This window comes from Pseudomonas protegens (genome assembly GCF_003732485.1).
In the GTDB taxonomy this organism is placed as follows: Bacteria; Pseudomonadota; Gammaproteobacteria; order Pseudomonadales; family Pseudomonadaceae; genus Aquipseudomonas; species Aquipseudomonas protegens_B.
On record NZ_MOAK01000086.1, the window covers coordinates 255,416 to 282,177 of the forward strand.

Annotated in this window: 19 protein-coding genes; 5 read left to right on the forward strand and 14 right to left on the reverse strand. The window is 62.9% G+C overall.

All coding sequences use genetic code 11. The annotated features are described in order from the left end of the window. Positions 1–149: 149 nt before the first annotated feature. The gene (locus BLX41_RS28180; RefSeq protein WP_123727530.1) at positions 150–1,124 is read right to left on the reverse strand and encodes a 2-hydroxyacid dehydrogenase; all 975 of its coding nucleotides are present in this window, start codon (positions 1,122–1,124) and stop codon (positions 150–152) included. A 326-nt stretch (positions 1,125–1,450) separates the two neighbouring features. Then, a complete protein-coding gene (locus tag BLX41_RS28185; protein WP_123727531.1) occupies positions 1,451–2,419 on the reverse strand; it encodes a LysR family transcriptional regulator in 969 nt (322 codons plus the stop codon). A 264-nt stretch (positions 2,420–2,683) separates the two neighbouring features. On the opposite strand from BLX41_RS28185, the gene BLX41_RS28190 reads away from it, so the two are divergent. From BLX41_RS28190 to BLX41_RS28205, 4 genes are read left to right on the forward strand one after another with little or no spacing between them, the layout of a single operon-like run. Then, positions 2,684–4,195, forward strand: coding sequence for an efflux transporter outer membrane subunit (locus tag BLX41_RS28190; RefSeq protein WP_123727532.1), 1,512 nt, complete (start codon positions 2,684–2,686; stop codon positions 4,193–4,195). Positions 4,196–4,206: 11 nt separating this feature from the next. Continuing rightward, positions 4,207–6,414: an FUSC family protein gene (locus BLX41_RS28195; RefSeq protein ID WP_123727533.1), complete on the forward strand. Its 2,208-nt coding sequence runs from the start codon at positions 4,207–4,209 to the stop codon at positions 6,412–6,414. Beyond that, positions 6,404–6,604, forward strand: coding sequence for a DUF1656 domain-containing protein (locus tag BLX41_RS28200; RefSeq protein ID WP_007930063.1), 201 nt, complete (start codon positions 6,404–6,406; stop codon positions 6,602–6,604). The genes BLX41_RS28195 and BLX41_RS28200 overlap by 11 nt, the downstream gene beginning before the upstream one ends. Positions 6,605–6,614: 10 nt before the next feature. Continuing rightward, the gene (locus BLX41_RS28205) at positions 6,615–7,475 is read left to right on the forward strand and encodes an efflux RND transporter periplasmic adaptor subunit (protein WP_123727534.1); all 861 of its coding nucleotides are present in this window, start codon (positions 6,615–6,617) and stop codon (positions 7,473–7,475) included. A 185-nt stretch (positions 7,476–7,660) separates the two neighbouring features. Here BLX41_RS28205 and BLX41_RS28215 read toward each other — a convergent pair whose 3' ends face one another. From BLX41_RS28215 to BLX41_RS28265, 11 genes are all read right to left on the reverse strand, one after another. Next, positions 7,661–8,686, reverse strand: a complete 1,026-nt coding sequence (locus BLX41_RS28215) for an SEL1-like repeat protein (RefSeq protein WP_259745273.1) — start codon at positions 8,684–8,686, stop codon at positions 7,661–7,663. 231 nt (positions 8,687–8,917) lie between these two features. Then, positions 8,918–9,946 carry a sel1 repeat family protein gene (locus BLX41_RS28220; RefSeq protein ID WP_123727536.1) on the reverse strand — a complete coding sequence of 343 codons (1,029 nt, stop codon included), beginning with the start codon at positions 9,944–9,946 and terminating at the stop codon, positions 8,918–8,920. 283 nt (positions 9,947–10,229) lie between these two features. Further along, positions 10,230–11,561 (reverse strand): hypothetical protein, encoded by a 1,332-nt coding sequence (locus BLX41_RS28225; protein WP_148059786.1) that lies wholly within the window; start codon positions 11,559–11,561, stop codon positions 10,230–10,232. An 18-nt stretch (positions 11,562–11,579) separates the two neighbouring features. Then, the gene (locus BLX41_RS28230; protein ID WP_185073820.1) at positions 11,580–12,341 is read right to left on the reverse strand and encodes an outer membrane lipoprotein-sorting protein; all 762 of its coding nucleotides are present in this window, start codon (positions 12,339–12,341) and stop codon (positions 11,580–11,582) included. 46 nt (positions 12,342–12,387) lie between these two features. After that, positions 12,388–13,614 (reverse strand): ABC transporter permease, encoded by a 1,227-nt coding sequence (locus BLX41_RS28235; protein WP_123727539.1) that lies wholly within the window; start codon positions 13,612–13,614, stop codon positions 12,388–12,390. Then, on the reverse strand, positions 13,602–14,339 hold the full coding sequence (locus BLX41_RS28240) for an ABC transporter ATP-binding protein (protein WP_123727540.1): 738 nt from the start codon (positions 14,337–14,339) through the stop codon (positions 13,602–13,604). The genes BLX41_RS28235 and BLX41_RS28240 overlap by 13 nt, the downstream gene beginning before the upstream one ends. Then, positions 14,332–15,357 (reverse strand): zinc-dependent alcohol dehydrogenase family protein, encoded by a 1,026-nt coding sequence (locus BLX41_RS28245; RefSeq protein ID WP_185073824.1) that lies wholly within the window; start codon positions 15,355–15,357, stop codon positions 14,332–14,334. The genes BLX41_RS28240 and BLX41_RS28245 overlap by 8 nt, the downstream gene beginning before the upstream one ends. Continuing rightward, positions 15,354–16,709, reverse strand: a complete 1,356-nt coding sequence (locus BLX41_RS28250) for an aminotransferase class I/II-fold pyridoxal phosphate-dependent enzyme (protein WP_123727542.1) — start codon at positions 16,707–16,709, stop codon at positions 15,354–15,356. Before BLX41_RS28250 ends, BLX41_RS28245 begins: the two co-directional genes overlap by 4 nt. Continuing rightward, positions 16,706–23,047: a type I polyketide synthase gene (locus BLX41_RS37125; protein WP_123727543.1), complete on the reverse strand. Its 6,342-nt coding sequence runs from the start codon at positions 23,045–23,047 to the stop codon at positions 16,706–16,708. The genes BLX41_RS28250 and BLX41_RS37125 overlap by 4 nt, the downstream gene beginning before the upstream one ends. Before the next feature lie 448 nt (positions 23,048–23,495). Next, entirely contained in the window at positions 23,496–24,320 is an 825-nt protein-coding gene (locus BLX41_RS28260; protein ID WP_123727544.1) for an SDR family oxidoreductase, read from the reverse strand. 36 nt (positions 24,321–24,356) lie between these two features. Continuing rightward, positions 24,357–24,821, reverse strand: a complete 465-nt coding sequence (locus tag BLX41_RS28265) for a hypothetical protein (protein WP_011059362.1) — start codon at positions 24,819–24,821, stop codon at positions 24,357–24,359. Between the two features lie 422 nt (positions 24,822–25,243). On the opposite strand from BLX41_RS28265, the gene BLX41_RS28270 reads away from it, so the two are divergent. Continuing rightward, entirely contained in the window at positions 25,244–25,723 is a 480-nt protein-coding gene (locus tag BLX41_RS28270; RefSeq protein ID WP_123727800.1) for a YhfG family protein, read from the forward strand. Between the two features lie 597 nt (positions 25,724–26,320). Here BLX41_RS28270 and BLX41_RS28275 read toward each other — a convergent pair. Further along, on the reverse strand, positions 26,321–26,596 hold the full coding sequence (locus BLX41_RS28275) for a hypothetical protein (RefSeq protein ID WP_015634231.1): 276 nt from the start codon (positions 26,594–26,596) through the stop codon (positions 26,321–26,323). Positions 26,597–26,762: the final 166 nt, after the last annotated feature.

The window sequence follows — 26,762 nt, forward strand, 5'->3', positions numbered from 1 at the left end:
TGCGGTGGTGGCGGTGGCACTGGTTGTAGGAGCTGGCTTGCCAGCGAAAGCGGTTTCAAGGTTTGCGCAGAACTCGCGGGCCTCTTCGCCGGCAAGCCGGCTCCTACGGGGGAGGTGTTGCCAGTGAAGAGGCCGTCAAGGTGAGTCGATCAGCCCTTCCACACTTGCGGGTTGACCAGATCTTGCGGCCGTTCACCCAGCAGGGCACTGCGCAGGTTGCTCATGGCGCGCTCGGCCATGGCGTCGCGGGTTTCATGGGTGGCCGAGCCAATGTGCGGCAAGGTCACTGCGTTCTTCAGCTGGAACAGCGGCGACTCCGCCAGCGGTTCCTTCTCGTAAACATCCAGGCCGGCGCCACGGATCTGGCCCTTCTGCAAGGCTTCGATCAGCGCCGGTTCATCCACCACCGGGCCCCGGGAAATGTTCACCAGGATCGCACTGGGCTTCATCAGCGCCAGTTCACGATGGCTGATCAGGTGCCGGGTCTTCTCACTCAACGGCACTACGAGGCAGACGAAATCGGCCTCCGCCAGCAGTTGCTCCAGGCTGCGAAATTGCGCCCCCAGTTCCTGCTCCAGGGCCGTCTTGCGGCTGTTGCCGCAGTAGAGGATCGGCATGCCGAAGCCCAGGCGGCCACGCCGGGCAATGGCCGCGCCGATGTTGCCCATGCCGACGATGCCCAGGGTCTTGCCGTGCACATCGCCGCCGAACAATGCCGGGCCGACGCTGGCCTGCCATTGCCCGGCCTTGGTCCAGGCATCCAGCTCGGCCACTCGGCGGGCGCTGCTCATGAGCAGGGCGAAGGCCAGGTCGGCGGTGCTTTCGGTGAGCACGTCCGGGGTGTTGGTGAGCAGCAGCCCGCGTTCGTTGAAGTAGCCCAGGTCATAGTTGTCGTAGCCCACCGAGATGCTCGATACCACTTCCAGCCGCGTGGCGTTTTCCAACTGCGCGCGCCCCAGCTTGCGGCCGACGCCGATCAGGCCGTGGGCCTGGGGCAGGGCTTCATTGAACTGAGTGGCGATATCCCCGAGCTTGGGGTTGGGGACGATGACCTCGAAGTCCTGTTGCAGGCGTTCGGTCATCTCGGGGGTGATGCGGCTGAAGGCAAGTACCGTCTTTTTCATTGCGGGAAGACTCGTCAGGCGGGAGAGAATGCCAAGCAAGCTAACATTTTTGCCGCCGCCACCAAAGCACCCCGCCACGGGCCTGCGTGTGTAGGAGCTGGCTTGCCAGCGAAGGTGGCCTCCAGGTTTGCGCAGGACGTGCGGGCCTCTTCGCCGGCAAGCCGGCTCCTACGGGGTGGACCGTCGTTCGTGGGAGGCCGTGCATCGTGTAGGAGCTGGCTTGCCAGCGAAGGCGGCATCCAGGTTTGCGCAGGACTGGCGGGCCTTTTCGCCGGCAAGCCGGCTCCTACAGGTGGGGGCGGTGGTCTGGGGCCGCGCCCTGGCAGTCAATGGGCCAGGCGGGCACCGCTCAGGCTGCCGCTCAGTTCATAGGCCGCCAGTTCCGCCTGGTGCGCGGCGAGGATCTCCGGCAGGGAACCGCGCAGGTATTCGACCCAGGTCTTGATCTTGGCGTCCAGGTACTGGCGCGACGGGTAGATGGCGTACAGGTTCAATTCCTGGGACCGATACTTGGGCATGACCCGCACCAGGGTGCCGTTGCGCAGGCCCTCGATGGCGGCGTACACCGGCAGCACGCCAACCCCCATGCCGCTGATGATCGCGGTCTTCATGGCGTCGGCGGAGTTCACCAGGAACGGCGAGCTGTTGATGGTCACCATCTCCTGGCCCTCGGGGCCGTCGAAGGTCCATTTCTCCAGGGGAATCACCGGGCTCACCAGGCGCAGGCAGGCATGGTTGAGCAGGTCGCTGGGCTTGTGCGCGCAGCCGTTGGCTTTCACATAGGCCGGGGACGCGCAGACGATGCTGTAGGTGATCCCCAGGCGCTGGGAGACGAACCCCGAGTCCGGCAGTTCGCTGGCCAGGACAATGGACACGTCGTAGCCCTCGTCCAGGAGGTCCGGGACACGGTTGGCCATGGTCAGGTCGAAGGTCACGTCCGGGTGGGTCTTGCGGTAGCGGGCGATGGCGTCGATCACGAAGTGCTGGCCGATGCCGGTCATGGTGTGCACTTTCAGTTGGCCGGCGGGGCGGGCGTGGGCATCGCTGGCCTCGGCTTCGGCTTCTTCGACGTAGGCCAGGATCTGCTCGCAGCGCAGCAGGTAGCGCTTGCCGGCTTCGGTCAGGGCGATACGGCGGGTGGTGCGGTTGAGCAGGCGGGTTTGCAGGTGAGCCTCAAGATTGGAGACTGCGCGCGAGACGTTGGCCGTGGTGGTGTCCAGTTGCACTGCAGCGGCGGTGAAACTACCGGCTTCGGCGACGCAACTGAAGGCGCGCATGTTTTGCAAAGTGTCCATGGGGTGCTCTCAGGGGAGATGGCAAATTGTGACACGAAGTTACGGGGGCTTGGATAGACGACCAAGGGATTATCGCGTTTACGGTAACAAAGATTCACAGGAATCCCACCTTATCGCCGAACGGGGCGCCCCCTAGAATTGCGCCGATCCGTAGGAGCCGGCTGGCCGGCGATCCGCGCAACGCGGTGTAGCAGGCGTATCGCTGCGCCGGCCAGCCGACTTCTACGAGAGAAATTCCCCCCCCGATCTCAGGAATTCGCAGCAGTGCCGCGTCGCATCAGCAGAGGGTTCAAGACCCTCAGTGTTTGGGCTTTATCGTTAGCAATCAGCGGCTGCATCGGAACCGGAGGCATTGCCCCACAGGGCAAGACACTTCCCGCTAATACATTGGCCACCGACGAGGCGATAAAGAGCGCCGCGCAAGATGCCCACTGGCCCAGTGCCCAGTGGTGGCAGGCCTATGGCGACCCGCAGCTGAACCGCTGGATCACTCTCGCCGTGCAAGGCAGCCCGAGCCTGGCCATGGCCGCCGCCCGGGTGCGTCAGGCCAAGGCCCTGGCCGGTATCGCCGAGTCGGCCGAGTCGCTGCAGGTCAAGGGCGACGCCACCCTCAAGCGTCACAACTGGCCCACCGATCAGTTCTACGGCCCCGGCGCGCTGTCCAACAGCACCACCTGGGACAACAACGCCGCCCTGGGCTTGAGTTATGCCCTGGACCTCTGGGGCCGGGAAAGCAACAGCACCGAGCGCGCCGTGGACCTGGCCCACATGAGCGTGGCCGAAGCCCGTCAGGCCCAGCTGGAGCTGGTGAACAACGTGGTGCGCAGCTACATCCAGCTGTCCCTGCACTTCGCCCAGCGCGACGTGGTCCAGGCCACCTTGAAGCAGCAGCAACAGATTCTCGAACTGGCGCAACGGCGCCTGGACGGTGGCATCGGCACCCATTTCGAAGTCAGCCAGGCTGAAGCGCCGCTGCCGGAAACCCATCGCCAACTGGACGCCCTGGACGAAGAAATCGCCCTGACCCGCAACCAACTGGCAGCCCTGGCCGGCAAGGGCCCGGGAGAGGGCGCGCAGTTGCAGCGGCCAAGCCTGTCCCTGGGCGCCGCGCTGAAACTGCCGTCGGCCCTGCCCGCCGAACTGCTGGGCCAGCGCCCGGACGTGGTCGCCAGCCGCTGGCAAGTGGCGGCCCAGGCTCGCGGCATCGATGTGGCTCACGCCGGCTTCTATCCCAACGTCGACCTGGTGGGCAGCCTCGGCTTCATGGCCACCGGCGGCGGGGCCCTGGAGTTCCTCACCGGCAAGAAGCTCAACTACAACGTCGGCCCGGCCATCAGCCTGCCGATCTTCGACGGCGGACGCCTGCGCTCGGAGCTGGGTGAAGCCTCCGCCGGCTACGACATGGCCGTGGCCAGGTACAACCAGACCCTGGTGGACGCGCTGAAAAGCATCTCCGACCAGTTGATCCGCCGCGAGTCCATGGACAAGCAGCAAGCCTTCGCTGCCGAGTCGGTGGCCGCGGCACAGAAGACCTACGACATCGCCACCGTGGCCTTCCAGCGTGGCCTGACCGACTACCTGAATGTGCTCAACGCCCAGAGCCTGCTGTTCCACCAGCAGCAAATCCAGCAGCAGGTGCAGGCCGCGCGTCTGACAGCCCAGGCGGATCTGGTGACGGCCCTGGGCGGCGGGCTGGAAGCCGGCCGTGACGTCCCAGCGGAAAATCGCACTCAGGCACCCAAGACCCCCGCGGCCCTGGCCGTGTTCGACCACTGAAGCAGGCCCTCATGACTTCCTTGCCCGCCCCTTTGCGCTGGCTGTACTCCCTTGAATGGCGCCGTGGTTTCTTCGACTGGGCCCGCAGCGATGGCGTGACCTGGGTCTATATCTTCAAGGTCCTGGCCGCCGCGTTCCTCACCCTGTGGCTGGCCATGCGCCTGGAACTGCCGCAACCGCGCACGGCGATGATCACCGTGTTCATCGTCATGCAGCCGCAGAGCGGCCAGGTGTTCGCCAAGAGCTTCTACCGCTTTCTCGGCACCCTGGCCGGCTCGGCGGTGATGGTGGCGCTGATCGCCCTGTTTGCCCAGAACACCGAGCTGTTCCTCGGCTCGCTGGCGATCTGGGTCGGCATCTGCTCGGCCGGTGCCGCGCGCTACCGCAACTTTCGCGCCTACGGTTTCGTCCTCGCCGGCTACACCGCGGCCATGGTCGGCCTGCCGGCCCTGGCCCATCCGGAAGGCGCCTTCATGGCGGCGGTGTGGCGGGTGCTGGAGATTTCCCTGGGGATTCTCTGCTCGACCCTGGTTAGCGCCGCGATCTTGCCGCAGACCGCCAGCGCCGCCATGCGCAACGCCCTGTACCAGCGCTTCGGGGTGTTCGCCCTGTTCGTTACCGACGGCCTGCGCGGGCGCAGCCAGCGCGACAGTTTCGAAAGCAGCAACGTGCGCTTCATCGCCGAGGCCGTGGGCCTGGAAGGGCTGCGCAGCGTCACCGTGTTCGAAGACCCGCACATGCGTCGGCGCAACGGCCGCCTGAGCCGCCTGAACAGCGAGTTCATGGGCATCACCACGCGCTTCAACGCCTTGCACCAGTTGCTCGAGCGCCTGCGCAGCAGCGGCGCCGACCATGTGGTGGCGGCGATCAAGCCCGGCCTGCAGGACCTGGCGGAACTGCTGGACGGCTTCTCCGGCCGGGCCCTGACCAGCCCCGATGCGGCGCGCCTGGCCACGGCCCTGGCGGCCTACAAGGCCGAGCTGCCGGCGCGGGTGCGCAGCCTGCGCACGGCCTTCCAGGAGAGCGGCCCGAGCGACGCCGAGCAGCTGGATTTCCACACCGCCTACGAGCTGCTCTACCGCTTCGTCGACGAAATGCACAGCTACGCCCAGACCCATGCGTCCCTGGCCGACCACAGCCACGAACGCGAGCGCTGGGACGAGCCCTACATTCCGCAGACCAACTGGCTGGCCTGCGCCGCCTCGGGCATCCGCGCGGCCTTCGTGCTGGTGGTGCTGGGCAGCTACTGGGTGGCCACCGCCTGGCCCAGCGGCGCCACCATGACCCTGATCGCCGCCGCCACCATTGGCCTCTCGGCCGCCACGCCGAACCCCAAGCGCATGGCGTTCCAGATGGCCTGCGGGACTTTCATCGGCGCGCTGGTGGGCTTCGTGGAAATGTTCTTCGTGTTCCCCTGGATCGACGGTTTCCCGCTGCTGTGCCTGATGCTGGCGCCGGTGATCGTGCTCGGTTCGTTCCTCGCTTCCAGGCCCAAGTACGCCGGGGTCGGCCTGGGCTTGCTGATCTTCTTCAGCACCGGTTCGGTGCCGGACAACCTGACCATCTACAACCCCTACACCTTCATCAACGACTACATCGCCATGGTCATGGGCATGCTGGTCTGCGCCGCGGCCGGGGCGATCATCCTGCCGCCCAACAGCCGCTGGCTGTGGCGGCGCCTGGAGCAGGACCTGCGCGGCCAGGTGGTGTACGCCATCAGCGGCAAGCTCAAGGGGCTGGCCTCCAGTTTCGAAAGCCGCACCCGCGACCTGCTGCACCAGGCCTATGGCCTGGCGGTGGGCCAGCCCAAGGTGCAGAGCGAACTGCTGCGCTGGATGTTCGTGGTGCTGGAAGTCGGCCACGCCATCATCGAGTTGCGCAAGGAACAGGCGATTCTGCCGGTGCACCCGGCCTATGCCGAATCCCAGCCCTGGCGCCAGGCGATCCGGGTCATGGGCCGCTCCCTGGTGCGGCTGTTCCTGCAGCCGAGCCAGAGCAACCTGGAACGCGGACTGATCGCCGTGGACCACGCCATCAGCCGGGTCCAGGCCACGGACGAGCCCTTTGCTCCGCACTTCGACACCTCGGCCCTGCGCCGGGTCAAGAGCTACCTGCACTTCATCCGTACTTCACTGCTCGACCCGCAATCGCCGCTGGCGGCCTATGCCGTGGCCAAGCCAACGGCGCCTGCACCCCAAGGACTTGACCATGCCTCGTGAAATCGCCTTCCACGGCGTTTACATGCCCACCATGACCCTGATGTTCTTCATCGCCGCGGCCCTGGCCTGGGCCCTGGACCGGTTCATTTCCGGCTATGACCTGTATCGCTTCTTCTGGCACCCGGCGCTGCTGCGCCTGAGCCTGTTCTGCTGTCTGTTCGGCGCCATGGCGCTCACTGTCTACCGTTGAGACCCCCGCAATGAAAAAGTTTTTCAGCCTGCTCGCCACCCTGCTCGTGCTGGCCCTGGCCCTGTGGATCGGCCGTACCCTGTGGGAGCACTACATGTACACCCCCTGGACCCGTGACGGCCGGGTGCGCGCGGACATCATCAACGTCGCCGCCGATGTCACCGGCGAAGTGGTGGACGTGCCGGTCAAGGACAACCAACTGGTGCGCAAGGGCGATCTGCTGATGCAGATCGACCCCGAGCACTACCAGATCGCGGTCAAGCAGGCGCAATCGCTGGTGGCGTCGAAGAAGGCCACCTGGGAGATGCGCAAGGTCAACGCCCGGCGCCGCGCCGACATGGACAACCTGGTGATCTCCAAGGAAAACCGCGACGACGCCGGCAACATCGCCGACTCGGCCCTGGCCGATTACCAGCACGCCCAGGCCCAGCTGGAAGCGGCGGAACTCAACCTCAAACGCACCCAGGTGCGGGCGGCGGTGGACGGCTACGTCACCAACCTCAACGTGCACCGCGGCGACTACGCACGCATCGGCGAGGCGAAGATGGCGGTGGTCGACATGAATTCGTTCTGGGTCTACGGCTTCTTCGAGGAAACCAAGCTGCCCCACGTGCGCGTCGGGGATAAGGCCGACATGCAACTGATGAGCGGCGAAGTGCTCAAGGGCCATGTGGAAAGCATTTCCCGGGGCATCTACGACCGCGACAACCCGGAAAGCCGCGAACTGATCGCCGACGTCAACCCGACCTTCAACTGGGTGCGTCTGGCCCAGCGCGTACCGGTGCGCATCCACATCGATGAAGTGCCGGAAGGCGTCCTGCTGGCGGCGGGTATCACCTGCACCGTCATCGTCAACCCCGAGCCTTTGTAGGAGCTGGCTTGCCAGCGAAGGCGCCGGCATGGGCGATGCAAGGCTCGCGGGCCTCTTCGCCGGCAAGCCGGCTCCTACGAGGGAGGCATTGGTTGTAGGAGCTGGCTTGCCAGCGAAGGCATCGGCAAGGGCGATGCAAGGCTTGCGGGCCTCTTCGCCGGCAAGCCGGCTCCTACAGGGGGCGGTTATTTGTAGCTTTTGTCCATGATCGCCCGGGACTTCTTCGCCGCAGCTTCCAGGCCGTCGTTGACGTTGTTGATGGTGGCCACCAGCTTCGGGTTCTGCAGCACGTCGACACCGGGGTAACGCTGCTGGGCCAGGCGCGAGACGATGATGTACTGGGTCACCGCGTAATGCAGCTTGAACTGGCCGCTGTCCCGGGCCTTGGCGATGGCCGCTTTGACAAAGGCCTGGCGCTCGGCCGTGGTCATGCCCTGGAACAGGTCGGGGAGATCGAAGTGGATCTCGGCCGAGAAAATCGCCACCTCCTCATCCCGCGCCTCGTCGTACATCACCTGCTTGCTGGTCACCCGCGCCTTCAGCTCGCTGAAGCGCTGTTCGCCTTCGGCCAGTTGCTCAGGACTCATCTTGCCTTTCAGGGCATCCAACTGGCTGGTGTCTTCGGTGTTGTCGATAACCTTCAACCAGGCGTAGGCCTTCACCAGATCGCCGGACTCTTCGGCGGCGTCGGCCAGGTTCTGCTGCGGTTCCGGGTTGCCGTGCAGCGCCGAGCGCTCCAGCCAGCGCAGGGCCAGGTCCCGGTCCTTGGGGATGTCCTTGTCGCCGAACCAGTAGGTGGCGTACATGCCGTACTCGGCGCACCAATCGTTCTGCGACGCCGAGTAGGCGATGTAGTTGAAAGACTCGCGGTCGCGCTCGGCCTTGGGCTTGTCCGTTTCCTGGTCGGTGGTGGTGGACAGGTAGCAGAAGGCCCGGGTGTAGTGCGGCGCGGCCATGGCAAAGCAGCTCTTGGCGTTCTTGTAGTCCTCGATCTCGTTCAGCTTGTAACCGATGCCGTACAGCAGGTCGGCATCCATGGCCGGGTTGCAGTACTCGTTGGCGCTGACCTTGGGCAATACGCTGTCCAGCGTCAGCTTGGGCAGGGTGTCATTCAGTTCGGGGACTTTCGGTTCGGTGTTTTCCGGAGTCGTGGAGGCGCAGGCCGCCAGCAAGATAGCCAATGCCAGTGGCAGCGCGTTGAACAATTTCAATGGATATTCCCTGATCGGCGAATGAAAAAAGACGCGCATGAAATCAGGCAGGGACGGCAGAGGAGGGGAGCGTGAGCAGTTCCGTGCTTGGGTGTCGAGGCCAGCGATTCCATGCTGCTTGAGCCCAAGGGCTCAAGGTCGCGCATTCTACTGGGATTGAGAGGGCGTACAACCGAAACCGCATCACCTGTTGAGCTGCAGCTGAACCCCCGGTTGCGCCAGCCGCTCCCGTTATTGCTTGCGCTTGGCCAGGATGGTTTTGGCCTTGGCCACGGCATCTTCCACACTCAGGTCATCGTCCTCCAGCACGGCCTGCAGCGCCGGATCTTGCCACAGGTCCACGGCCGGCCCGGTGCTTTGCACCAGGCGGGAAATCAAGGCGTAGGCCACCAGTTGGCCGCGGGTGTGGAACTTCGGGTAGCGGTCCTGCATGTCCACCAACTGGGCGACGAAAGCATGCTGTTGCTCAGCGGACATGCCCGCGAACACCTCCGGGTAGTCGTAGTAGATATCCCCTGTGCCCAGGAGGATGACGTTCTGGCGCAGCTCCTGCTCAAGATCCTGTTTGGAGGGGAGCTGGCTGAGCAGCCGGGTATAGTGCTGCTCGCCTTCGGCCAGCTGCTGAGGGCTCATCTTGCGTTTCAGCGCTTCGAGCGCTTTGGCGTCATCCAGGGTTCGGGCCCAGGCGTAGGCCAGCGGGAAATTGTCCTGCTCGCTGCTGCGCAGCATCTCCTGTTGCGAGTCCTGGTCGCCGTGCCGAGCGGCGCGTTCCAGCCAGCCCATGGCCAACTCCTTGTTTGGGGCCTGGTCCAGCTTGCCGACGCTGTAGATGTCGTACAGGCCTGCTTCCGCGCAGGATTCATTGTGCTTGGCGGCGTAGGCGATGTAGTTGAAGGCTTCGCTTTTGTCATAGTCCTTCTGCCTGGAGCCGACAATCCCGCCGAGGATGCACAGGCTCATGGTGTCGCGGGGGGCGGCCATGATCAGGCAGCCGCGGGCCATTTGTATGGCCTTGCTCGCCAGCAGGGTACGGCTTGCGCCATGCAGCACTTCGTCCTCATTCATCAGTCGGATGCCGAGGCCGACCAGCCGTTCGCTGTCCATTTCCGGCGAGCAGTACGGGTTGGCCTCGACCTTGGGCAGGATCTGTTCCAGGCTCAGGTCCGGCAGGGTGGCATTGAGTTTTTCGTCCGGTGACGAGGCATTGCAGCCCAGCAGCAGCGTGAAGATGGCCAAGGGCAGCAGGCTACGAGATTTCAATGAAGAGTCCCTGAGGTTCAATCGTAAAAGGCAAGACGCCAAAAGGGCATGAGCAGGGGCGGGGTGCTGCCGTTCCGTGCTTGAGGTGCCGCTTCCCTGCGATTTGAGTGCGCCCATTCTACGGGCATCGGCGCGGCATACAACGGTGTCATGCACGTGATGGGCGGCGTTGAATGCTCAGCGCTTGGCGCTCAATCCGAACTGCTTCATCAGCATTTTTTCCTCAATCAGCAGATTGTTCTGGCCAATGGCAGAGGCCCTGACAGGTCGGCAGACACGGGTTTCAAAAGTAGTAGCGGATGCCACTGATGACTGAAGAGCGAGACAGTTGTGCAAACTCGGACTGCCCATTGCCGGTGTTCCACTGGGCAAAGGTGAACAGCTCGCTGTGATCGTTCATTTTGTAGTTCAGCGACAGCGCCAGATTGCCGCCTCGTGGCGAGTCGAAGGCCTGGGTGTAGCGCAGTGCTACGTCCCAGGTGTTGAACCAGTCGTTGCGGTCGATCTGGTACATGGCGTAGCGCTGCCCCAGCAGGCCTTGCCGGGCACCGAGCAATGCTTGCCCCAGCACCTGGGCCGCATTGCTATCACCCAGCATCAGCGCGGCGTTGCTCTGGCCAATCGCCCGCTGGTAGTCCTTGCGCTCGGACGGGCTATAGCCGTCGCCGTTGTAGAGCGCTTCCAGGGTATGGGTCCAGCCGGACTCCAAGGTGTAACCGCTGCCCAGCAGCAGGCTTTTGCGCAGCCTGCGGTCGGCCATTGGCTGGTGCTCGAAGTGCCAGGCTCTGGTCTGCGCCGTCGGGGCCACAGGCATGGGAATGTCACGGCCTTGTCCCAACGAGCCATCGAGGTAGAGCAGCCACGCATCGGAGACGGTGAGGGTGCCATAAGCCCCCAGGCGCCTGACGCCGTTGTCACGCTCGGAGGCCAGCACGCTGGCCGTCGCGGCCTCTGCGGTCCAGTTGAGTTTCACCGCGCTGATGGGAGAAAAGTGCTGCGCGCTCATGTCTCGCGAATTGGCACTGAAACTGCGAATGCCCTCGATTTGCCAGTGCTCGGCAAGCGCCAGAGTGGCTCGTGCGAAGTCTTTGCCGAAGACCTCGTTGACCGGATCAGTCTTGCCGGTCTCGGGGAAAAAGGGATTGCTTGGCGAGAGCAGGACTGCGTTGCCCCACAGCAGGGTGCCGCGCCCCAACTCCAGGTTGAGCGCATGGGGCAGCGAGCAGGACAGGCGTGCTTCGTTCACATAGGCATCGCCGGAGGTGTGTTGGTTGCCCGCAGCAAAACTGTCTCCCTGGGCACTGAGGAAGGCTCGTGGCTTGAACTGGAAAAAACATGACGGGGTCGTGAGGCTGAAATCCGGGCGTGGCGCCAGCTCCATCTGGCGTCGTGGCAGTTGAGCGATCAGGTTGTTCGGGTTGGCCAACGCGTCCTGGTTCAGCCGGTTCCAGGTGGCATAGCTGAGGACGGTCAGTTCGCTGTGCAGTGACAGGTTGCTTTCGGCGCTGGCGGACGGCGCGGCACTGCAGCAGAGCAGCAGCAGCCAGAGCCGCGGTTGTAGCGGGCCGGCGCGCCATCGAGCCGTCTGCGGGTACCCCATCCTTGGGCGTGGCATGCGCTGATTCATCCTGATTCAGGGGCGATTGAGCGAGTCGATGCTGAAGGTATCGGCGGCGAAGGTTTGCAACTTCACGTCCTGATAGTCGAGGACCGAGTAGTTGGACGGCTCAATGGCATCACGGATGGTCATGTTCTTGATGAACAGCTGGTGCTTGCCATTGTTCAGCTCCAGGTTGCTGTAGGCGTCGAAGCTGGCGGTTTTGAACAGCTTGCCCGATACCGTGTAGAACTCGGCCTTCAGCGGTACCAGGCGAGCGCTCGAGACGTAATAGACGATACGGTCGTAGGTGACGAAGCGATTCTTGGCCAGCAGTTCCAGTACATGACTGTCTTCGCCATTGACCGGTTCGCTGCGCAGCACCGAGGCGTTGTAGTCATTGGCGTAATTGGTCGAGGCAATATCGCCATTGGAGGCCATGCCGATCATCTTCTGGCGTGCCGAAATCGACACCGGCTTGCTCAGGCTGGGCTTGCCAAACCACATGTTGCGTTCCAGCTGCAGCAGCCGAGCCCCTCGGTTGCGGGGCGGATAGAGCGTTTGGGCCAGGCTGTTGTTGCCGCTGGCCTTGACCAGGTAGCTGTGCTTGCCCAGGGGGCCCTTGCCGTCTTCACCGGTAATGTCGATTTTCCATTCGATGCCGCTCAGGCCGCCCCCTCGGGCTCGGTCGCTGGCAGCGACGATCTGCTGGGGGGTAAGGGGGGACGAGTCTGCGTAAGACATCGAACTCTGAGCGCCGCTCAAGCCCATGAGCAGGACCAGGATATATTTGAGCATGACGAAGCCTTCTTCTTGAGTGAGTGACCTGTGGTGTAGTGGCCGACTAAACGAACGTGAGTGCGTCGACAATTTCATTGCGCGTGGCCTTGTACGCCGGGTAGGCGGCGCATAGCACGGCGAACACGGTGACCACCAGCGCGGTCGAGAGCATGCGCAGCCAGTCCAGATCGACCTGCAGCGGTACTTCCGTTGACAGGTTCGGGGGGATGTAGCCGATTTGGGCGAGATTGATTCCCAGGGCCACGACCAGGGTCAGGATCAGTCCCAGCAGGCAACCGAAGGCGGCGATCCAGAAACCTTCCAGGGCAAACAGCCGGATCACCCCATTCTGCGAGAGCCCGAGGGCCCGCAGCGTGCCGATTTCACGGGTGCGTTCCACCACCGCCATGGACATGGTGTTGGCGACGCTCATGGCCGAGATCACCAGAACGATCGAGGCAATAAAGGAGAAGATCACGTCGAACAGGCTTTTGACCTGGGTGTAGAAATTCGACAGTTGCATCCAGGTTCTGAACTCGACGTCGATGCCCGCCGCCCGCAGATTGTCCTGCAATTGCTCGCCCATGGTCTCGGTCATCCCGGCCTCATCGAGTACCACGACAAAGCGCTCGATGGCGTCGGTGTTGAGCAGTGCCTGGGCCAGCTTGAGGGGCAGCAGGATGAACTTGTCGTTGGTACTGGCGGTGCCGGTGTTGAACACGTCGGTGACCATGGCGTCCACCGCATTGGCCTGTCCGTCGAAGGTGCTCGACAGCAGGCTGAACACCGTGTCCTGTTGCAGGTTCAACAGCTTGGCGAGGTCCGAGGACACCGCGACCCCCATTTCATTCTGTACATCCAGTTGACCGTTGGAATAGCCCAGAGCCGAGCCGCCCAGGGTCTGGTCATCCGCTGGAGCAATGCTTTCGCTGATGAAGATGGTCGATGCGCGGCCATTGGAGGCCAGCCCGTTCAGGCTCAGCCTGGGCGAGACATGTTTGATGTGCGGCGCAGCACGCAGGACGGCCTCGATGCGCTGCGCCTCTTCAGGAGCGATCAGGTACGGCGTCGGATCGAGTTTGCCTTCGAGCCAGAAGCCGCGCTTGGTCAGGGTCAGGTGGCCAAGGCGTTCGCCCGTCACCGCCAGATCTTCCAGCCCTTTGTAGACATTGGCGACATAGCCGCTGAACAGGTTGATTGCCGCCAGGCCAAAGGCGATGGCCAGCAGCGTGACCAGGGTGCGTCGTCCGTTGCGGAAGGCGTTTTTCAGCGCGAGTATCAATGAGTGCATGACTGAACCTGCTGGATGATTCGCCCGTCGCACAAGTTCAGGCACCGGTCCATGTAGCCCAATGCCCGCTCATCGTGGGTCGAGAATACGAAGGTCACGCCATGACTGCGATTGAGCCGTTGGAACAACTGCATCGCGGCATGGGCGTTTTCACTGTCCAGGCTGGCCGTGGGTTCATCGGCGATCACCAGGCGTGGTTGGGCGATCAAGGCCCGGGCAATGGCGACCCGCTGCCGCTGGCCGCCACTCATCTTGTCCGGGCGTTGGTGCAGGTGCCCGGCCAGGCCGACCTCTTGCAGCAAGTGGCAGGCACGCTGGCGCTGCTCTGCGGTGATACGGCCGGCGATCCGCAAGGGCAGCAGCACGTTGTCCAGGGCGTCGAGCACCGGGATCAGGTTGAAGCTCTGGAAAACAAAACCGATGGTGCGCAGGCGTTGCTGTGCAGAGTGCGCCGAGGCGCTTTGGGTAATGCTGCGGCCCTGCAACTCGATCTGCCCGGATGAGGGTTTGTCCAGAAGTCCGATCAGGTTCAGCAGCGTGGTCTTGCCACTGCCCGAGGGCCCGACGATGGCGAGCATTTCCCCGTTGGGGATGTCCAGATTGATGTCATGCAGTGCAGTAACGTCGCCATAGCGTTTGCCCAGACGGCGCAGGCGCACGAGCGGCGCTTGATCCACGGGGGGCGATTTGGCATGCCTGGCATGCCGTTCGCTGACTTCATCCATGATCTTGGGTTCCTTCACGGCAAAGGTTCTGAACCGGTCCGTTGGGCAGCAGGTAGACGCGTCCGCCGCGTCCCGGGGTTTCGAAATGACGCAGTGCCGCGGTGATTTCATCCAGCGTGTAGGTCGCTGCCACTTGCGCTTGCAGGACCTTCTTGGCGAGCAAGTCGGCAGCTTCGTTCATCAATCCATCCCGATGCTGATGGGACACCTGGGCGAGATGGCGTGCCAGCCAGAAGCCCTTGAGGCTGATGTCGCGGAAAATCACATCCTCGCAGGCCAGTTGGGTCGGTTGTCCTGAAAGCATGCCGTACTGGATGATGGTGCCCCCCGGTTCCAGTAGCTCCCCCAGAGGCGCAACGCCTTCACCGCCCACGGCATCCAGCACCAGCCCGCCCAGGGCATAGCCCATGGTGGCCTTGGCCTCCTGCACCAATCGTTCATCGGCCAGGATCGCTACATCGCCACCCGCCGCGAGCACTTCGCTCACCGCTTCGGGACGACGGACGACATTCAGCGTGCGCAGGCCGTCGTGCCGGGCGATTTGCATCACCGCCCGTCCGACGCTCGATAGGGGGGCGTTCTGGATGACCCAGGCCCCCGGGCCCAGTTGGCTCTGTCGGCGTAGCAGTTCGATGGCGGTGCAGGCGCTGACCTTGAGCGAGGCGGCCTGCAGCGGGTCCAGTCCCGGCGGTAGCTTGTGCACCAGCGATGCGGCAATGCGGCGCTGCTGGCACCAGTTTTCGTTGCCGAGCAGAATCACCCGGTCCCCCTGGCACAGGTGGTCGACCGAGGCGCCACAGGCAATCACTCGACCAATGGCCTCAAGGCCAAGGGTGGCGGGCAGCAGGGGTAGCTCACCGTAGCGGCCGGACAGACGTGCGAGATCGGCGGGGTTGAGCGCGCAGGCTTCCACCTCGACCAGCACCTCCCAGGGCGAGGGCGCCCCCGGGTCCTCAACCTCGACGCAATAGGCCACTCGGGAGGGCAGGCCGAATCGATCAAAACGTATCTGTTTCAAAATAACCCCCTGCTCGCGGGAGCGTTCTTGCGCAGCTCGACCAGCAGCTCGACGGTACGGTCGATGTGCTCCCGGGTATGGGCGGCGCTGATAAAGAAACGCAGGCGTTCGGCGTTGCGCGGAACCACCGGAAAGATCATCGGGAAGGTGCAGATGTTCTGTTCGAACAGCTGGGCGGTGGTCCATACCGCTGTCTCGCCGTCGGGCATCATGATCGGCACGATCGCCGAGTCATGACTCAAGCCCGTATCCAGCCCGGCTTCCCGGGCCTGGGTCCGAAAGTAGTCGGCATTGCTGACCGCCCGCCGTGCCCGTTCCGGCTCGGCGTGCATGATGCGCAGCGCTTGCAGGCCGGCTGCGGCACTGGCCGGCGTGGGCGCGGCGGTGTATAGCAACAGGCCCGGGGCGTAGTGCTTGAGGATCGCGATCAGCTCCTTGCGCCCGGCGATGTAGCCGCCCACCGTGGCGAACGCCTTGCTCATGGACGAGAAGTGGATGTCGATATCCGCACCGTCGAGTCCGAAGTAATCGACCACGCCAAGCCCACGGGGGCCGATCACTCCCATCGAGTGGGCTTCATCCACCATCAGCAGGGCGTGATGGCGGCGCTTGATGTCGATCAGGCGGGGGATATCCGGAATATCCCCATCCATGCTGTAGACGCCTTCGGTCAGGATCAGCACCCGTTCGAAGTGCTGGCGGTGCTCCACCAGCAGTTGCTCCAGGGCGTCATAGTCGTTGTGGGGAAAGGTCAGGCGCCGGGCACCGCTGAGCTTGGTCCCCATGAGCATGCTGTTGTGGATCAGCTCGTCGTAGATCACCAGGTCCTGGCGCCGGGCCAGATAACCCAGGGTCGCAACGTTGGCGCCATAGCCATTGACCGCCAGCACCGCATCTTCGACCCCCAGTGTCTGGCTGATCAGTTGCTCGAACTCGGTGAAGATCGGGATCTCGCCCATGTTGATCCTTCCCGAGCCCGCCGACGTGCCGAACGTATCCACGGCCTGCTTGGCGGCCTCCTGCATGCGTGGGTCGCCCAGCAGGTCCAGGTAGTTGTAGGAGGCGTAGTTGATCAGGTGCCGCCCATCCATCTCCACCTCGGCGCTGGATGCGCCGAGGTGTTGGCGGAACATGTTCCATTCATAGCCCTGGGTGTTGTAGTACCACTGGGCGTTGCTGAACTCGCGCAACTCCGGGAAGTAGGCGAAGTCGTAGTGCTCGGGGCCGACTTTGACCTTGGCTGGAGCTGCGCGCGGGGCCAGCTCCGGGCCGGCAGCGTCACGGACGCTGCCGGGTTCCTGTTTACTCAGCAGCCGGGCACGCAGCCGCTCGATATGCAGGTGAGTGGTCATGCCTGTCGCTCCTGTGCCTGAGCCTCTGTCGAGGGCTCCGCGGCAAGATCGTCGTTGAGTCCCATGTTGGCCAGGGCATCATTGGCCATGCCGCGAATCGTCAGGTTGTTGAGGATCTCGATCACCGAGACGCTGATCCCCAGGTTGTTTTTCAACACCACCTGAATCTCCGCCGCCATCAGTGAGTCGATACCAAACTCGAGAATCGGTCTGTCGATCGAAACCGTATCGGTACTGACTTCCAATTCATCGGCGATCAACGACACGATCAGGCCTGACAGCACCGCGAAGCGTTCGGTTTCGGGCAGCGCGGCGATTTCCTCCCGCAGGCGCTCACTGGCGTCGTTGCTGGCCTCGGTGTCAGAGGCGATCAGATCGATGAAGCGCGGCGATTGGTTGCTGAGGGTTTCGTACTGCGCCCAATCGGCCCAGCTGCTGATCAGGGAAATGCCCAGTTGGGTGATATCCCGACGCATTGCGCGCTCCAGCCACTGCAGTGCTTCGCGGGTCTCCATGCCGCGCAGCCCCATGTAGCGCATGAACTGCTCGAGCTTTTCATCGCGGGCAATGATGCCGGTATCGGAAATCGCCCCCCAGTTGATGCTCAGCGCCGGCAAACCCAGTGCCCGACGATGCCAGGTCAGCCCATCCAGGAAGCAGTTGGCGCTGACATAGGACGCTTGCTTGCTGTTGCCGATCAGCCCGGCGAAGGATGAGAACAGCACGAAATGATCGAGCTCGATTTCCTGCGTCGCCTGGTGCAGCAACAGCGCGCTTTGTGCCTTGCTCTGCATGACCTGGAGGAAGTTCGCCGGATCGAGGTCGATGATCGCCTCGTCAATGATCACCGTGGCCAGGTGGAATACGCCGCGCAGGGGCGCAGCGCTGTCGGCGATGGTGCCCATCAGGTCGCGCACGGCGCTGGCGTCGGCCAGGTCGCAGGCCAGGGTCAGCACGTTCGCGCCTTGCTGGCGCAGCTCCTCGACAAAGGCCTGGCGTTCGGGAGTATCCGCACCACTGCGCCCGGCGAGCACGATATGTCGCGCTCCGTGCTCCACCAGCCAGCGGCTGGTTTTCTGACCGAAGCCACCGAAACCGCCCGTGACCAGGTAGGAGGCATCCGCCCTGAAGGACACCGTCTCCATGACTTGCACCTTGAGGGCGCTCCCCACTTCATCAAAGTCGAGGATGACCGGGATATCGACGTTATCGGGTGCTACGAACTTTTTCGTGGCCAGATCGGCAATGGAAATGGTCAGGCTAGGGATTGCCGGGCCTTGACTCTGGCTGGCGCGTTCCACCGCCGTGCGCAGGGAGGCAGCGAACAGCTCCGCCCGTTGGCTGATCAATGCCAGGTCGGCGCGCACCAGGGAGGCTGCGTTGCCGGGCAGGGCAAAGGCGCGTGCAGTTTGTTCGGTGTCAATCAGCACACCACCCAGTGCCAGCGCTTCCCAGCCGTACAGCCGATCCCAGCGTGGCATCGAGCCGATGATGGCGTCAAAGCCCTTGCCGGCGGTGTGTTCGCATACGGCTGCGTCCACCGCACTGCGAGTGGCTGCGATGGCCGTGCTGGTGCTGACTGCGGCTTCGTTGTCAGGCACGTTGATCAGCACGGTCCGCACGCCGCGGCGCTGGAGTGCGGCATCAATCGCCAGGCCCAGTGGATCTGCCTCGATCAGCACACACAGGCCGGCCTCGAGGCTGGCCTGGTCGATGAGGTGCTGGGCGATTGCGTCACGCACGGCTACCAGCAGCAACCGGTCGCCGCGTTGTTCATCGTTCAGCGATGTCAGGTGGAAAGCTGATCGCGGGCCGCGCAGGTGGCTGGTGAACGTGGAGGGGGCAAGACCATAGACCCGTTGGCCAGGATGCAGATCGGCGATATCGGCTCCGGTACGGGTAACGGTGGCGAGCACCTCGATAAAGTGCTGGCCGGAGGGTGGATGGCCTGCTGCCTGCAGGGCGTGTTTGGATACCACCACGCGTTGGACCTTCAGCTCGATCTCATCTGCGCCCAGAGGGCCGCGCGGGGTTTCGATGAGCTTCACGCTGCCAAGGCTGTTGTCGTCCTCATCGGAACGGACCAGGACCGCCATATCCGTGCTGGCCAGAGCCACATCCTCCACCAGGGCGTCCGCCAACCACGGTTGGACTTCAAGCCGGCTGCTGAAGCGCCGACCATGGCGAATGGCGACTTCATCCTGCGGGGCATCGCAGATCAACTCACGAAGGCAGGCGTTGATATCCGCTGCCGATGGCGTAGCGGGCAGGTCGACGCTGCTGAAGCGCATGCCTTCGATTTCGTTGAAGGCGACCCGGGCAAAGCCGGCCAAAGCGGTTTGCGCCGGTTGCACCGGTGCGTCGTTGTCCATGATCTTGAAGGCGTTGTGGGTGACCACATAGGCCCGGGGTCGGTGTTCGAGCTCAAGCCTGGCCAGGCAGCGGGAGACCTCAATCATGAACAGCAGGGCCTGGGCGCCGATTGGATCCTGGCTGTCCAGACGGGCCTGGGCGCCGTGGACGAAGACTACGCCGGCCAATGGGCCCATGCGCCCCAGCACTCGCTCGATGGCGGCTGACTCGAGGGGAACGCTGATCTCCAGGCCATCGGCCCGTTCCTGGGGGCCGGTACGCAGCCGGGCACTGACCGAGACATTGGCGTTGTGGAGTTCCTCGACGATGCGGTTGGCCAGATCCCGGGAACTATCGCCCTCGACGACCAGCCAGTTACCCAGTCGCTTCGGTTCGGGTGGGTTCCCGGCATCTGCCCATTCATAGCGGGCCATTTGCAGTTTGATCGGGTCACCGAACTTGTCGGTACGCCCTGGCGCGCTGGGCACCGCGGTGACGCGCATACCCCTGATCTCGGCAACGACCACGCCATGTTCATCGGTGATGGTCAGGTCGGACTCAACGTAGGCAGCAGTCGAACTTGCCCGAACCGCCTTGCACCAGCAACGCGTGGGCAAGGTAGGGGCGAGCAGGCGCAACTCGCGAAAACCGGTGGGCAGATAGGTGGTGTCGCTGTCTTCCAGCAGACCGACGAGTGACTGGAAACAGGCATCCAGAACGGTTGGATGAGCATGGTAGCCCTGGTTCGAGAGTTCGCTTGAGCACTCGATGAAGGTCAGAGCCCGACCGGACTTGGCATCGGCGCGGATCGAGCGGATGGTCTGGAACATCGGTCCGTACTGCAGACCGATGCGCGACAGCTCGCGATAAAACACCTTGAGGTCCCATTCGCTATCGAACGAGGCCTTGAACCCGGCAATGTCAATGGATTGGGGCTCGACCGTGGCCAGTGCGTCCACTCGACCGACAGCGTGGACCTGGCCCTCGCCAATGCTGCCACTCTCGATACTGTGCAGGGTTACCCGACCGCTGTCGCGCGAGTAGGTGGACACATAGTCCAGGGCATTGTTGTTGGAAATCACCAGTGGCGCGCGGATCTCCAGGTCCGAGAGGCGCAAGCCCTGACTGTCCGGGTACAGCGCGGCAGCGGCCTCGAGCAGGGTTTCGACATAGCCTGCCGCAGGCATGATCGAGACCCCCGAAACCACGTGTTCCTTCAGATAGGCCAGTGCCTGGTGCCCCAGGTCATTGAGCCACACATCGTTGGCCGGATAGTAGCGGAGACCGAGCATGGGCACTTGGGTCGAAGCGATGCGCATGTAGGTCGAACGCTCACTTTCGAGCCAGAAGTGTTCACGTTGCCAGGGGTAATTGGGCAGGTCGGTGAAGCGGCCGCGGCCATTGAGTGGCTGCCAGTCGATTTCGCAGCCACTGGCGAACACCTGGGCGGCCACACGCTGCATGCGCAGTTGTTCCGGCTCTTCGCGACGCAGGGTCTCGACCAGGCGGATTTCCTTGGCCTGGACCTTGGCGCAATCGCGCAGGGCGCCTGCCAGGACCGGATGCGGGCCGATCTCGACGAAGGTGACAAAGTCATCGTCGAGCAAGGTCTGGATCGCCGGGTAGAAATGCACCGGTTGCCGTACGTTGTGCTGCCAGTAGTCGGCTCCGTACTGGCCCTGGCTGGCGTAGCGCCCGGTCACGGTCGAGACCAGTGGGACAGAGGGCTTGCAGGCACTGATGGAGCGCAGCGCAGCGGTCAGCTCATCCAGGATCGGCGTCATCAGGAAGCTGTGATAGGGCACTTCGACCGTCAGCAGCCGGTTGAAGATTTCCTGGGTTTCCAGTGTCTGGGCCAGGGCTTCAATGGCCGCTGTTTCCCCCGACAGGGTCAGCATGTTTGGCCCGTTGACCGCCGCGACTTCGATACGGCCTTCGTAGCCGGCCAGGAAGGCTTGCGCCTCTTTCTGGCCCACACCCACCGCCAGCATGCTGCCGGTTCCTGCGGTGGTCGCCTGCAGCCGGCTGCGTTCATGGATGACGCGCACCGCATCCTCCAGGGATAACGCGCCACTCACGCAGGCCGCGGTGACCTCGCCAACGCTGTGGCCGACGATGGCCCCGGGCTTGACCCCGGCGGCAGACAACATCGCCGCCAGCCCCCACTGAATCATGAAGTTCGCCGGTTGCGCGAAGGCCGTCTGTGTAATGCGTGACTCACCCTTGCTCTTGAGCATTTCGGCGACGATCGAGAACCCGGAGACGTTCTGGAACAGTCGGTCGGCTGCATCCACCGCGTCGCGATAGACCGGCTCGCTGCGATACAGCTCCTGGCCCATTCCCCACCACTGTGGCCCCATCCCGGTGAAGACCCAGACAGGCAGGGATTTGCCCTGGGCCGTGCGGCGGCTGGTGACCACCTGATCGCTATGCCCGTGCTGCCAATACTCGCTGAGCGCTTGATGCAACTGCTCCCGATCCCGGGCGATGGCCACGGCCCGGTGATTGAGGGGCGCACGGTGGAATGCGGCGGAGTGCAGGATGTCGTCCAGCTCGACGTTGCTCGCCTGCAGACGCTCGCTGTAGCGGTGGGACAGTTCCTTGAGCGCCGCGGGGCTGCGTGCGGAGAAGGGCAGGTACAGCGGCGCGTCTTGGCTGCGAGTCGCAGCACTGACGGTGGCGGGGGCAGTGTCTGGCGCGGAGCGCAGCACCACGTGGGCATTGGTGCCGCCAAAACCGAACGAGTTGACGCCGACCAGAAAGGCTTCGCCCGGTTCGGCCAGTTGGATGGGCCCGGCGGCCAGGCGGATTCCCCATTCTTCGAAGGGAATGTCAGGGTTGGGCGTTTCCAGGTTGCCCAGTTCGAAGGCTTCGCGATGTTGCAGGGTCAGCACCGCCTTGATCAGACTGGCGATCCCGGCACCGGCTTCAAGGTGGCCGATGTTGCTTTTGATCGAACCCAGGACCACACGGTCGTCGCCGGTGCGGCCCTTGCCATAGACCGAGCCGATGGAGCGCGCCTCGATCGGGTCGCCTGCCGCGGTCCCGGTACCGTGGCATTCGACATAACGCACCTGGGCCGGATCAATGTCGAAACGCGTGCAAATGTCCTGGATCAAGGCACCCTGCGCTTCAGCACTGGGCATCGAGATGCCGGGGGTACGCCCGTCGGAGTTGACGCCGGCGCCCTCGACCGTGGCCAGGATCGTGTCGCCATCGAGCAACGCTTGCTCAAGGGCCTTGACGATCACCACCCCACCGCCCTCGCCGCGACCGTAACCGTCGCCACGGGCGTCGAATGACTTGCATTGTCCATCACGAGAGAGAAAGTGCCCCTTGCACATGCCGATGGGGTACTCGGGGCGCGTCATGATGTTGGCCCCGCCTACCACCGCCATGTCGCACTCGCCGGACCAGATATCGTTGCAGGCATAACTGAATGCGACGAGCGAAGAGGAGCAGGCGGTGTCGATCGACAGGCTCGGGCCGCGCAGGTTGAATGCGTGGGACAACCGGTTGGCCAGCATCGTCATCATCATCCCGCTGGGGGTGTTGGCGTTTTGTCGGGTGCGGTTGGCGAAGTGGGACATGGTGATCATTTGGTCCAGCATGAAACCGCCGACATAGACGCCGACTTTACGACCCGAATGTGCCGGCAAGTCCAGGCCGGCGTTCTCGAAAGCTTCCCATGTTAGTTCAAGTAACAAACGTTGCTGTGGATCAATGTTTTCCGCAACACTTGCTGGTAAGTCAAAGAACTCAGCATCCATTGAACGAATATCGTGTTCTAGGAAGTTTCCTTTTTCTACGTAGGCCTTACCTTTTGAAGCCTCATCGCTAGAGTAGTAGCGTGCCATGTCCCAACGCTCTTCAGGGACCGCTCCCGCGGTAACGCGGCGCTCTCTAAGTGCGTCAAGCAATTTACCTAAGTCATTGATATCACCGGGTAAATTGCAAGACATCCCTACGATGGCGATCTTTCTCATGATCTAAGTTGTCCTTAACTATTTATTTGATTTCGATTTTAGAGTGGTAAGTTTCTCTACTAGTTGAGTGATGTTGAACTTACCTGGACGTAAACTTAGCACAGGATTTTTTTTGTAAATTCTGAATTGATAGTTTGAGAAAAGTCTTGGTGATGTATAGGAAATGTACTTGCTGTTTTGTAGTTGTGATCTTGCAAGAAATAAATAGAGTCGAATGTTCTACATGGCCGAGTAGTATCGATTTTCCAGGGCCTGAGGCGCACTTGAGCGTCGGGGGCCGAGCAGGGAGCCGGAGCTGGCGAAGGGATCAAGACGGGGGAGGGGGGCTCGTCAGCAGTCTTGCCCGTGAACGGGCGCATTCGAGGCGGGGGCAGCTACAGATTTATCAGCGTGGCAGTGCTGCTTTGCCGGGCACGGTCAGCTTTTGCTGACCGTGGTTTTTGTCGTCTCAGAGACTGCGGGTCAGGCCAAAACGCTTCATCAACCCCTTTTCCAGCAGACCCTTGGGCAGCAGGTTGGCCAGCAATGGCAAGGCACGGCTGCCATTGCCCAGGCGCACCAGGCGCGGCGGGTTATTCTGCTGCACCGCCTTGAGCAAGCCGGCGGCAAATTCCCTGGCCGGGGTCGGCTTGTCCTGGGAGGCCTTGGCCCGGGAGCGGATGCCTTCGCGCAGCGGCCACCAGGGCGATTGTTCGTTGAGCAGCTGTTCGGCTTCATGCCCGGCATTCTTGGCGAAGCTCGAAGCAATGGCCCCGGGCTGCACTTCCATGACCCGGATGCCGAACGGCGACAGCTCCATGCGCAGGGCATCGCTCAAGGCATGCACCGCGGCTTTCGAGGCGCAGTAGGCACCGGCAAACGGCGTCACCAGCACCCCGGACACACTGCCGATATTCACCACCAGGCCACGGCTGCGGCGCAGCACCGGGAACATTGCCCGGGTCACCCCAACCACCGAGAACACGTTGGTTTCGAACTGGCGCTGCATGGCTTGCACGCCACCATCGAGCAACGGGCCCATGGCGCCGTAGCCGGCGTTGTTGATCAGCACATCGAGGCCGCCGTACTGCTGGTTGATCTCCTCGCCCAGGGCGCCCAGGGCCGGGCCGTCATTGACGTCCAGTTGCACGGCCTTGAAACCGGCCGCTTGCAGGGCAGAGACGTCCTCGGCCTTGCGGGCGGTGGCGAGCACGGTGAAACCGGCGCCCTTGAAGGTGTCTGCCAGGGCGCGGCCGATGCCGCTGGAACAACCGGTGATCAACGCGACGGGCATGGCGCGGTCCTTGTGCTGGGTGAGGGGAGGGGCGAATCAGTCGGAGAAACTACCCTGTAAACGCTCGGCGCGAAACTCCAGGGTTTGCGGGCGATAGCCCGGGCGCAGCGGCGGCAGGGGCAAGCAGTCCTGCCAGTTGGCGCCGGCCTGCAACTCGCCGGGGCCACGGTAGCGCGGGGCACTGTACTGGTTGTCGGCGAGGTTGACCGTATCCCCCGGGGCATAGGCCGCGACCCGCCAGCGCAACTCGACCAGGGGCACCTTGTTGCCGTTATTGAGTTTGAGCTGCAACGGGCGGTCGGCGGGGCAGTGCTCCGGCGCGTAGGTCAGGCGCAGCTCCAGGCGCGCCAGTTGCTGGGCTTCGCGGTTGTCCAGCCAGACCACCCAGCACGCCACCAGGGCCAGGCCGAACGCGGCAGCCAGGGACACGGGAAGGGCTTTGGCGGGGTAGCGCAGAAGCAGGATCAGCCAGGTGATGACCAGCAGAACGCCGATGAACATGACGCGAGCCTCGGGGAAAAGGAGGGGACATCCTACCTAAGCGTAGGTGGGGTTGGCGATGGAGGGTGGCTGTTGTGACGTTATCCACAGGCCAGGTTTTGATGGGGGCGTTAGGGACAACAGAAGGTCTGTTAAAGCGGATTTATGCCGATAGTGGACATCATGTGGTCCACTCTGGTGCCCGCCCGAGCAGGTGGCTGGCATGCTCCGGGGTCATCTATCCATTTCTGGAACACCTTTACCGGGACTGGAAAATGCTCAGGTTCTCAGGGCTACAAACATCGAACGAGGCGAGTGCTAGCTGAAGGGGTGGGCTCCGCTCTTGACTGTGAAGCGTGCTGGTGCCAAGGACGAGACGTGCCCGTGGTGGCGATCTATGAGGTGTATAATCTCCGGGCTTTGGCATCAATCATGGGGCGATGATGGACGTATCACTGCAGCAGATCTTGCAAACTGCACAGATCAGCGATCTGAAGAAGCTGGGGACGTTTCTTGAGGTCAAACGCTTTGTCGAAACTCAGCTTCATCTGAAATTAGGGGCAAATGGCTGGAGCTCTTTATCTTTGAAGTTAAAGCGCCTGAGTGCCCTCGCAGAAGAGGGGCGAGAGTGCGAACGCGTGCTTATTGATGCGTTGCCCTATCCGGCCGTGCGCAATGAAGTTTCAAAAAGAATCGGCTTCAGGATGTGCGCCAGGAATGTTGCAGAACTTAGAGGCGCTTTGTCCCTGTTGTCGAAATGCGCTGCTCGTTCTGCGTTTGATCCTTATGAGCGTTTCGAAAAGAACAAGCTTAAAAACTTTGTCAGCAGTTCAAGACTGGAAGGCATAGATATACCGATCTTCGACGAAAAAGCCTCGTTGGAAAAAATCCTGGCCAAGCATGGAAGACCGTTGAATGGATAAATACGACGCCTCTCATGATCATTACTGCTACCCCGCCTCCTCGGCGTGCCGCCATCCTGAACATTCCTAAACTCTCTTGGCCTGGACATAAACTGCGACGCCTTCGTCGTTGCTGTGTGTCGAACCCGGACTAGCCTTTGAGCGTCGCAGCACATTCAGCGACCGGGCTTGGTAACTCGTTCTGATACAGGCGCAACAGCGCCGCATTTCACTTGTGCAATGGCAGCTGTGCGTGGGAGGGGGCGTCCCTGCCGGGTTCCTGTATCTCCGGTTTACCAACCTGCACGCAGCTGCCACCCCTCCGCTTGGTAACCCGTTTTGATGCAGCTGCAGCAGCACCCCATTGCGCTATTGCCGGCGGGTTGTGCGCCTGCGCATTCGTGCAATGGCAGCTGTGCGTGGGAGGGCTTCGTCCCTGCCGGGTTCCTGTATCTCCGGTCGACCAATCCGCGCACGGCTGCCACCCACAACAGGGCTGCGCATCTTCTGACGAAGATGGGTACGGCAGTGATCGATGAGGCGGGTTCTAGATGAAGGAGAGGGGACAGGCGTGCCGATCGTTCCCCCGCGTTTGAAGGGGAACGATTACGGGGCGTTTTAGTTCAGGTACTGACTGCCACGAATCCGCCGTCCCAACACGTCCAGCAGATCACAACCATCGCGCAACAGAATGGCGCTGGCGTGGGCGATCTGTGTCAGATCGGTGGCATCGGCGTGGCGGCTGTCCATGTGCACGATGCTTTCCATCAGTTGAGTCACCGCGAGGATGCGGTAGGCGGCGCTGGCATGCAGTTCGTCCAAAGGCGCGCGGGTGTCGATAAACAGGGTCGGAGTGGAGGATTCGTTGCTGGTTAGCGCGATACGGTCCGTCATGGTGTGTTGCTCCTGAAATAAATAGAGCTGCCACTTGATCGCCGTCAAACGAGTTGGGTGGCAACTGTACGCAGGTTGACGGACCGGTTTCAGGAACCCGGCGCATCCGAAGATGCCCCACGCACAGTCGCCATAAGACATTTTTGCGAGCGCAGAAGAGCGCAAG

Excerpts from the sequence above, each read along its gene's own strand:
- BLX41_RS28230 (WP_185073820.1), bottom strand. The coding sequence starts at position 12,341 with ATGCTCAAATATATCCTGGTCCTGCTCATGGGCTTGAGCGGCGCTCAG.
- BLX41_RS28265 (WP_011059362.1), bottom strand. The coding sequence starts at position 24,821 with ATGTTCATCGGCGTTCTGCTGGTCATCACCTGGCTGATCCTGCTTCTG.
- BLX41_RS28185 (WP_123727531.1), bottom strand. The coding sequence starts at position 2,419 with ATGGACACTTTGCAAAACATGCGCGCCTTCAGTTGCGTCGCCGAAGCC.
- BLX41_RS28205 (WP_123727534.1), top strand. The coding sequence starts at position 6,615 with ATGAAAAAGTTTTTCAGCCTGCTCGCCACCCTGCTCGTGCTGGCCCTG.
- BLX41_RS28250 (WP_123727542.1), bottom strand. The coding sequence starts at position 16,709 with ATGACCACTCACCTGCATATCGAGCGGCTGCGTGCCCGGCTGCTGAGT.
- BLX41_RS28180 (WP_123727530.1), bottom strand. The coding sequence starts at position 1,124 with ATGAAAAAGACGGTACTTGCCTTCAGCCGCATCACCCCCGAGATGACC.
- BLX41_RS28225 (WP_148059786.1), bottom strand. The coding sequence starts at position 11,561 with ATGCCACGCCCAAGGATGGGGTACCCGCAGACGGCTCGATGGCGCGCC.
- BLX41_RS28240 (WP_123727540.1), bottom strand. The coding sequence starts at position 14,339 with ATGGATGAAGTCAGCGAACGGCATGCCAGGCATGCCAAATCGCCCCCC.
- BLX41_RS28195 (WP_123727533.1), top strand. The coding sequence starts at position 4,207 with ATGACTTCCTTGCCCGCCCCTTTGCGCTGGCTGTACTCCCTTGAATGG.
- BLX41_RS37125 (WP_123727543.1), bottom strand. The coding sequence starts at position 23,047 with ATGAGAAAGATCGCCATCGTAGGGATGTCTTGCAATTTACCCGGTGAT.
- BLX41_RS28260 (WP_123727544.1), bottom strand. The coding sequence starts at position 24,320 with ATGCCCGTCGCGTTGATCACCGGTTGTTCCAGCGGCATCGGCCGCGCC.
- BLX41_RS28270 (WP_123727800.1), top strand. The coding sequence starts at position 25,244 with ATGGACGTATCACTGCAGCAGATCTTGCAAACTGCACAGATCAGCGAT.
- BLX41_RS28200 (WP_007930063.1), top strand. The coding sequence starts at position 6,404 with ATGCCTCGTGAAATCGCCTTCCACGGCGTTTACATGCCCACCATGACC.
- BLX41_RS28275 (WP_015634231.1), bottom strand. The coding sequence starts at position 26,596 with ATGACGGACCGTATCGCGCTAACCAGCAACGAATCCTCCACTCCGACC.
- BLX41_RS28235 (WP_123727539.1), bottom strand. The coding sequence starts at position 13,614 with ATGCACTCATTGATACTCGCGCTGAAAAACGCCTTCCGCAACGGACGA.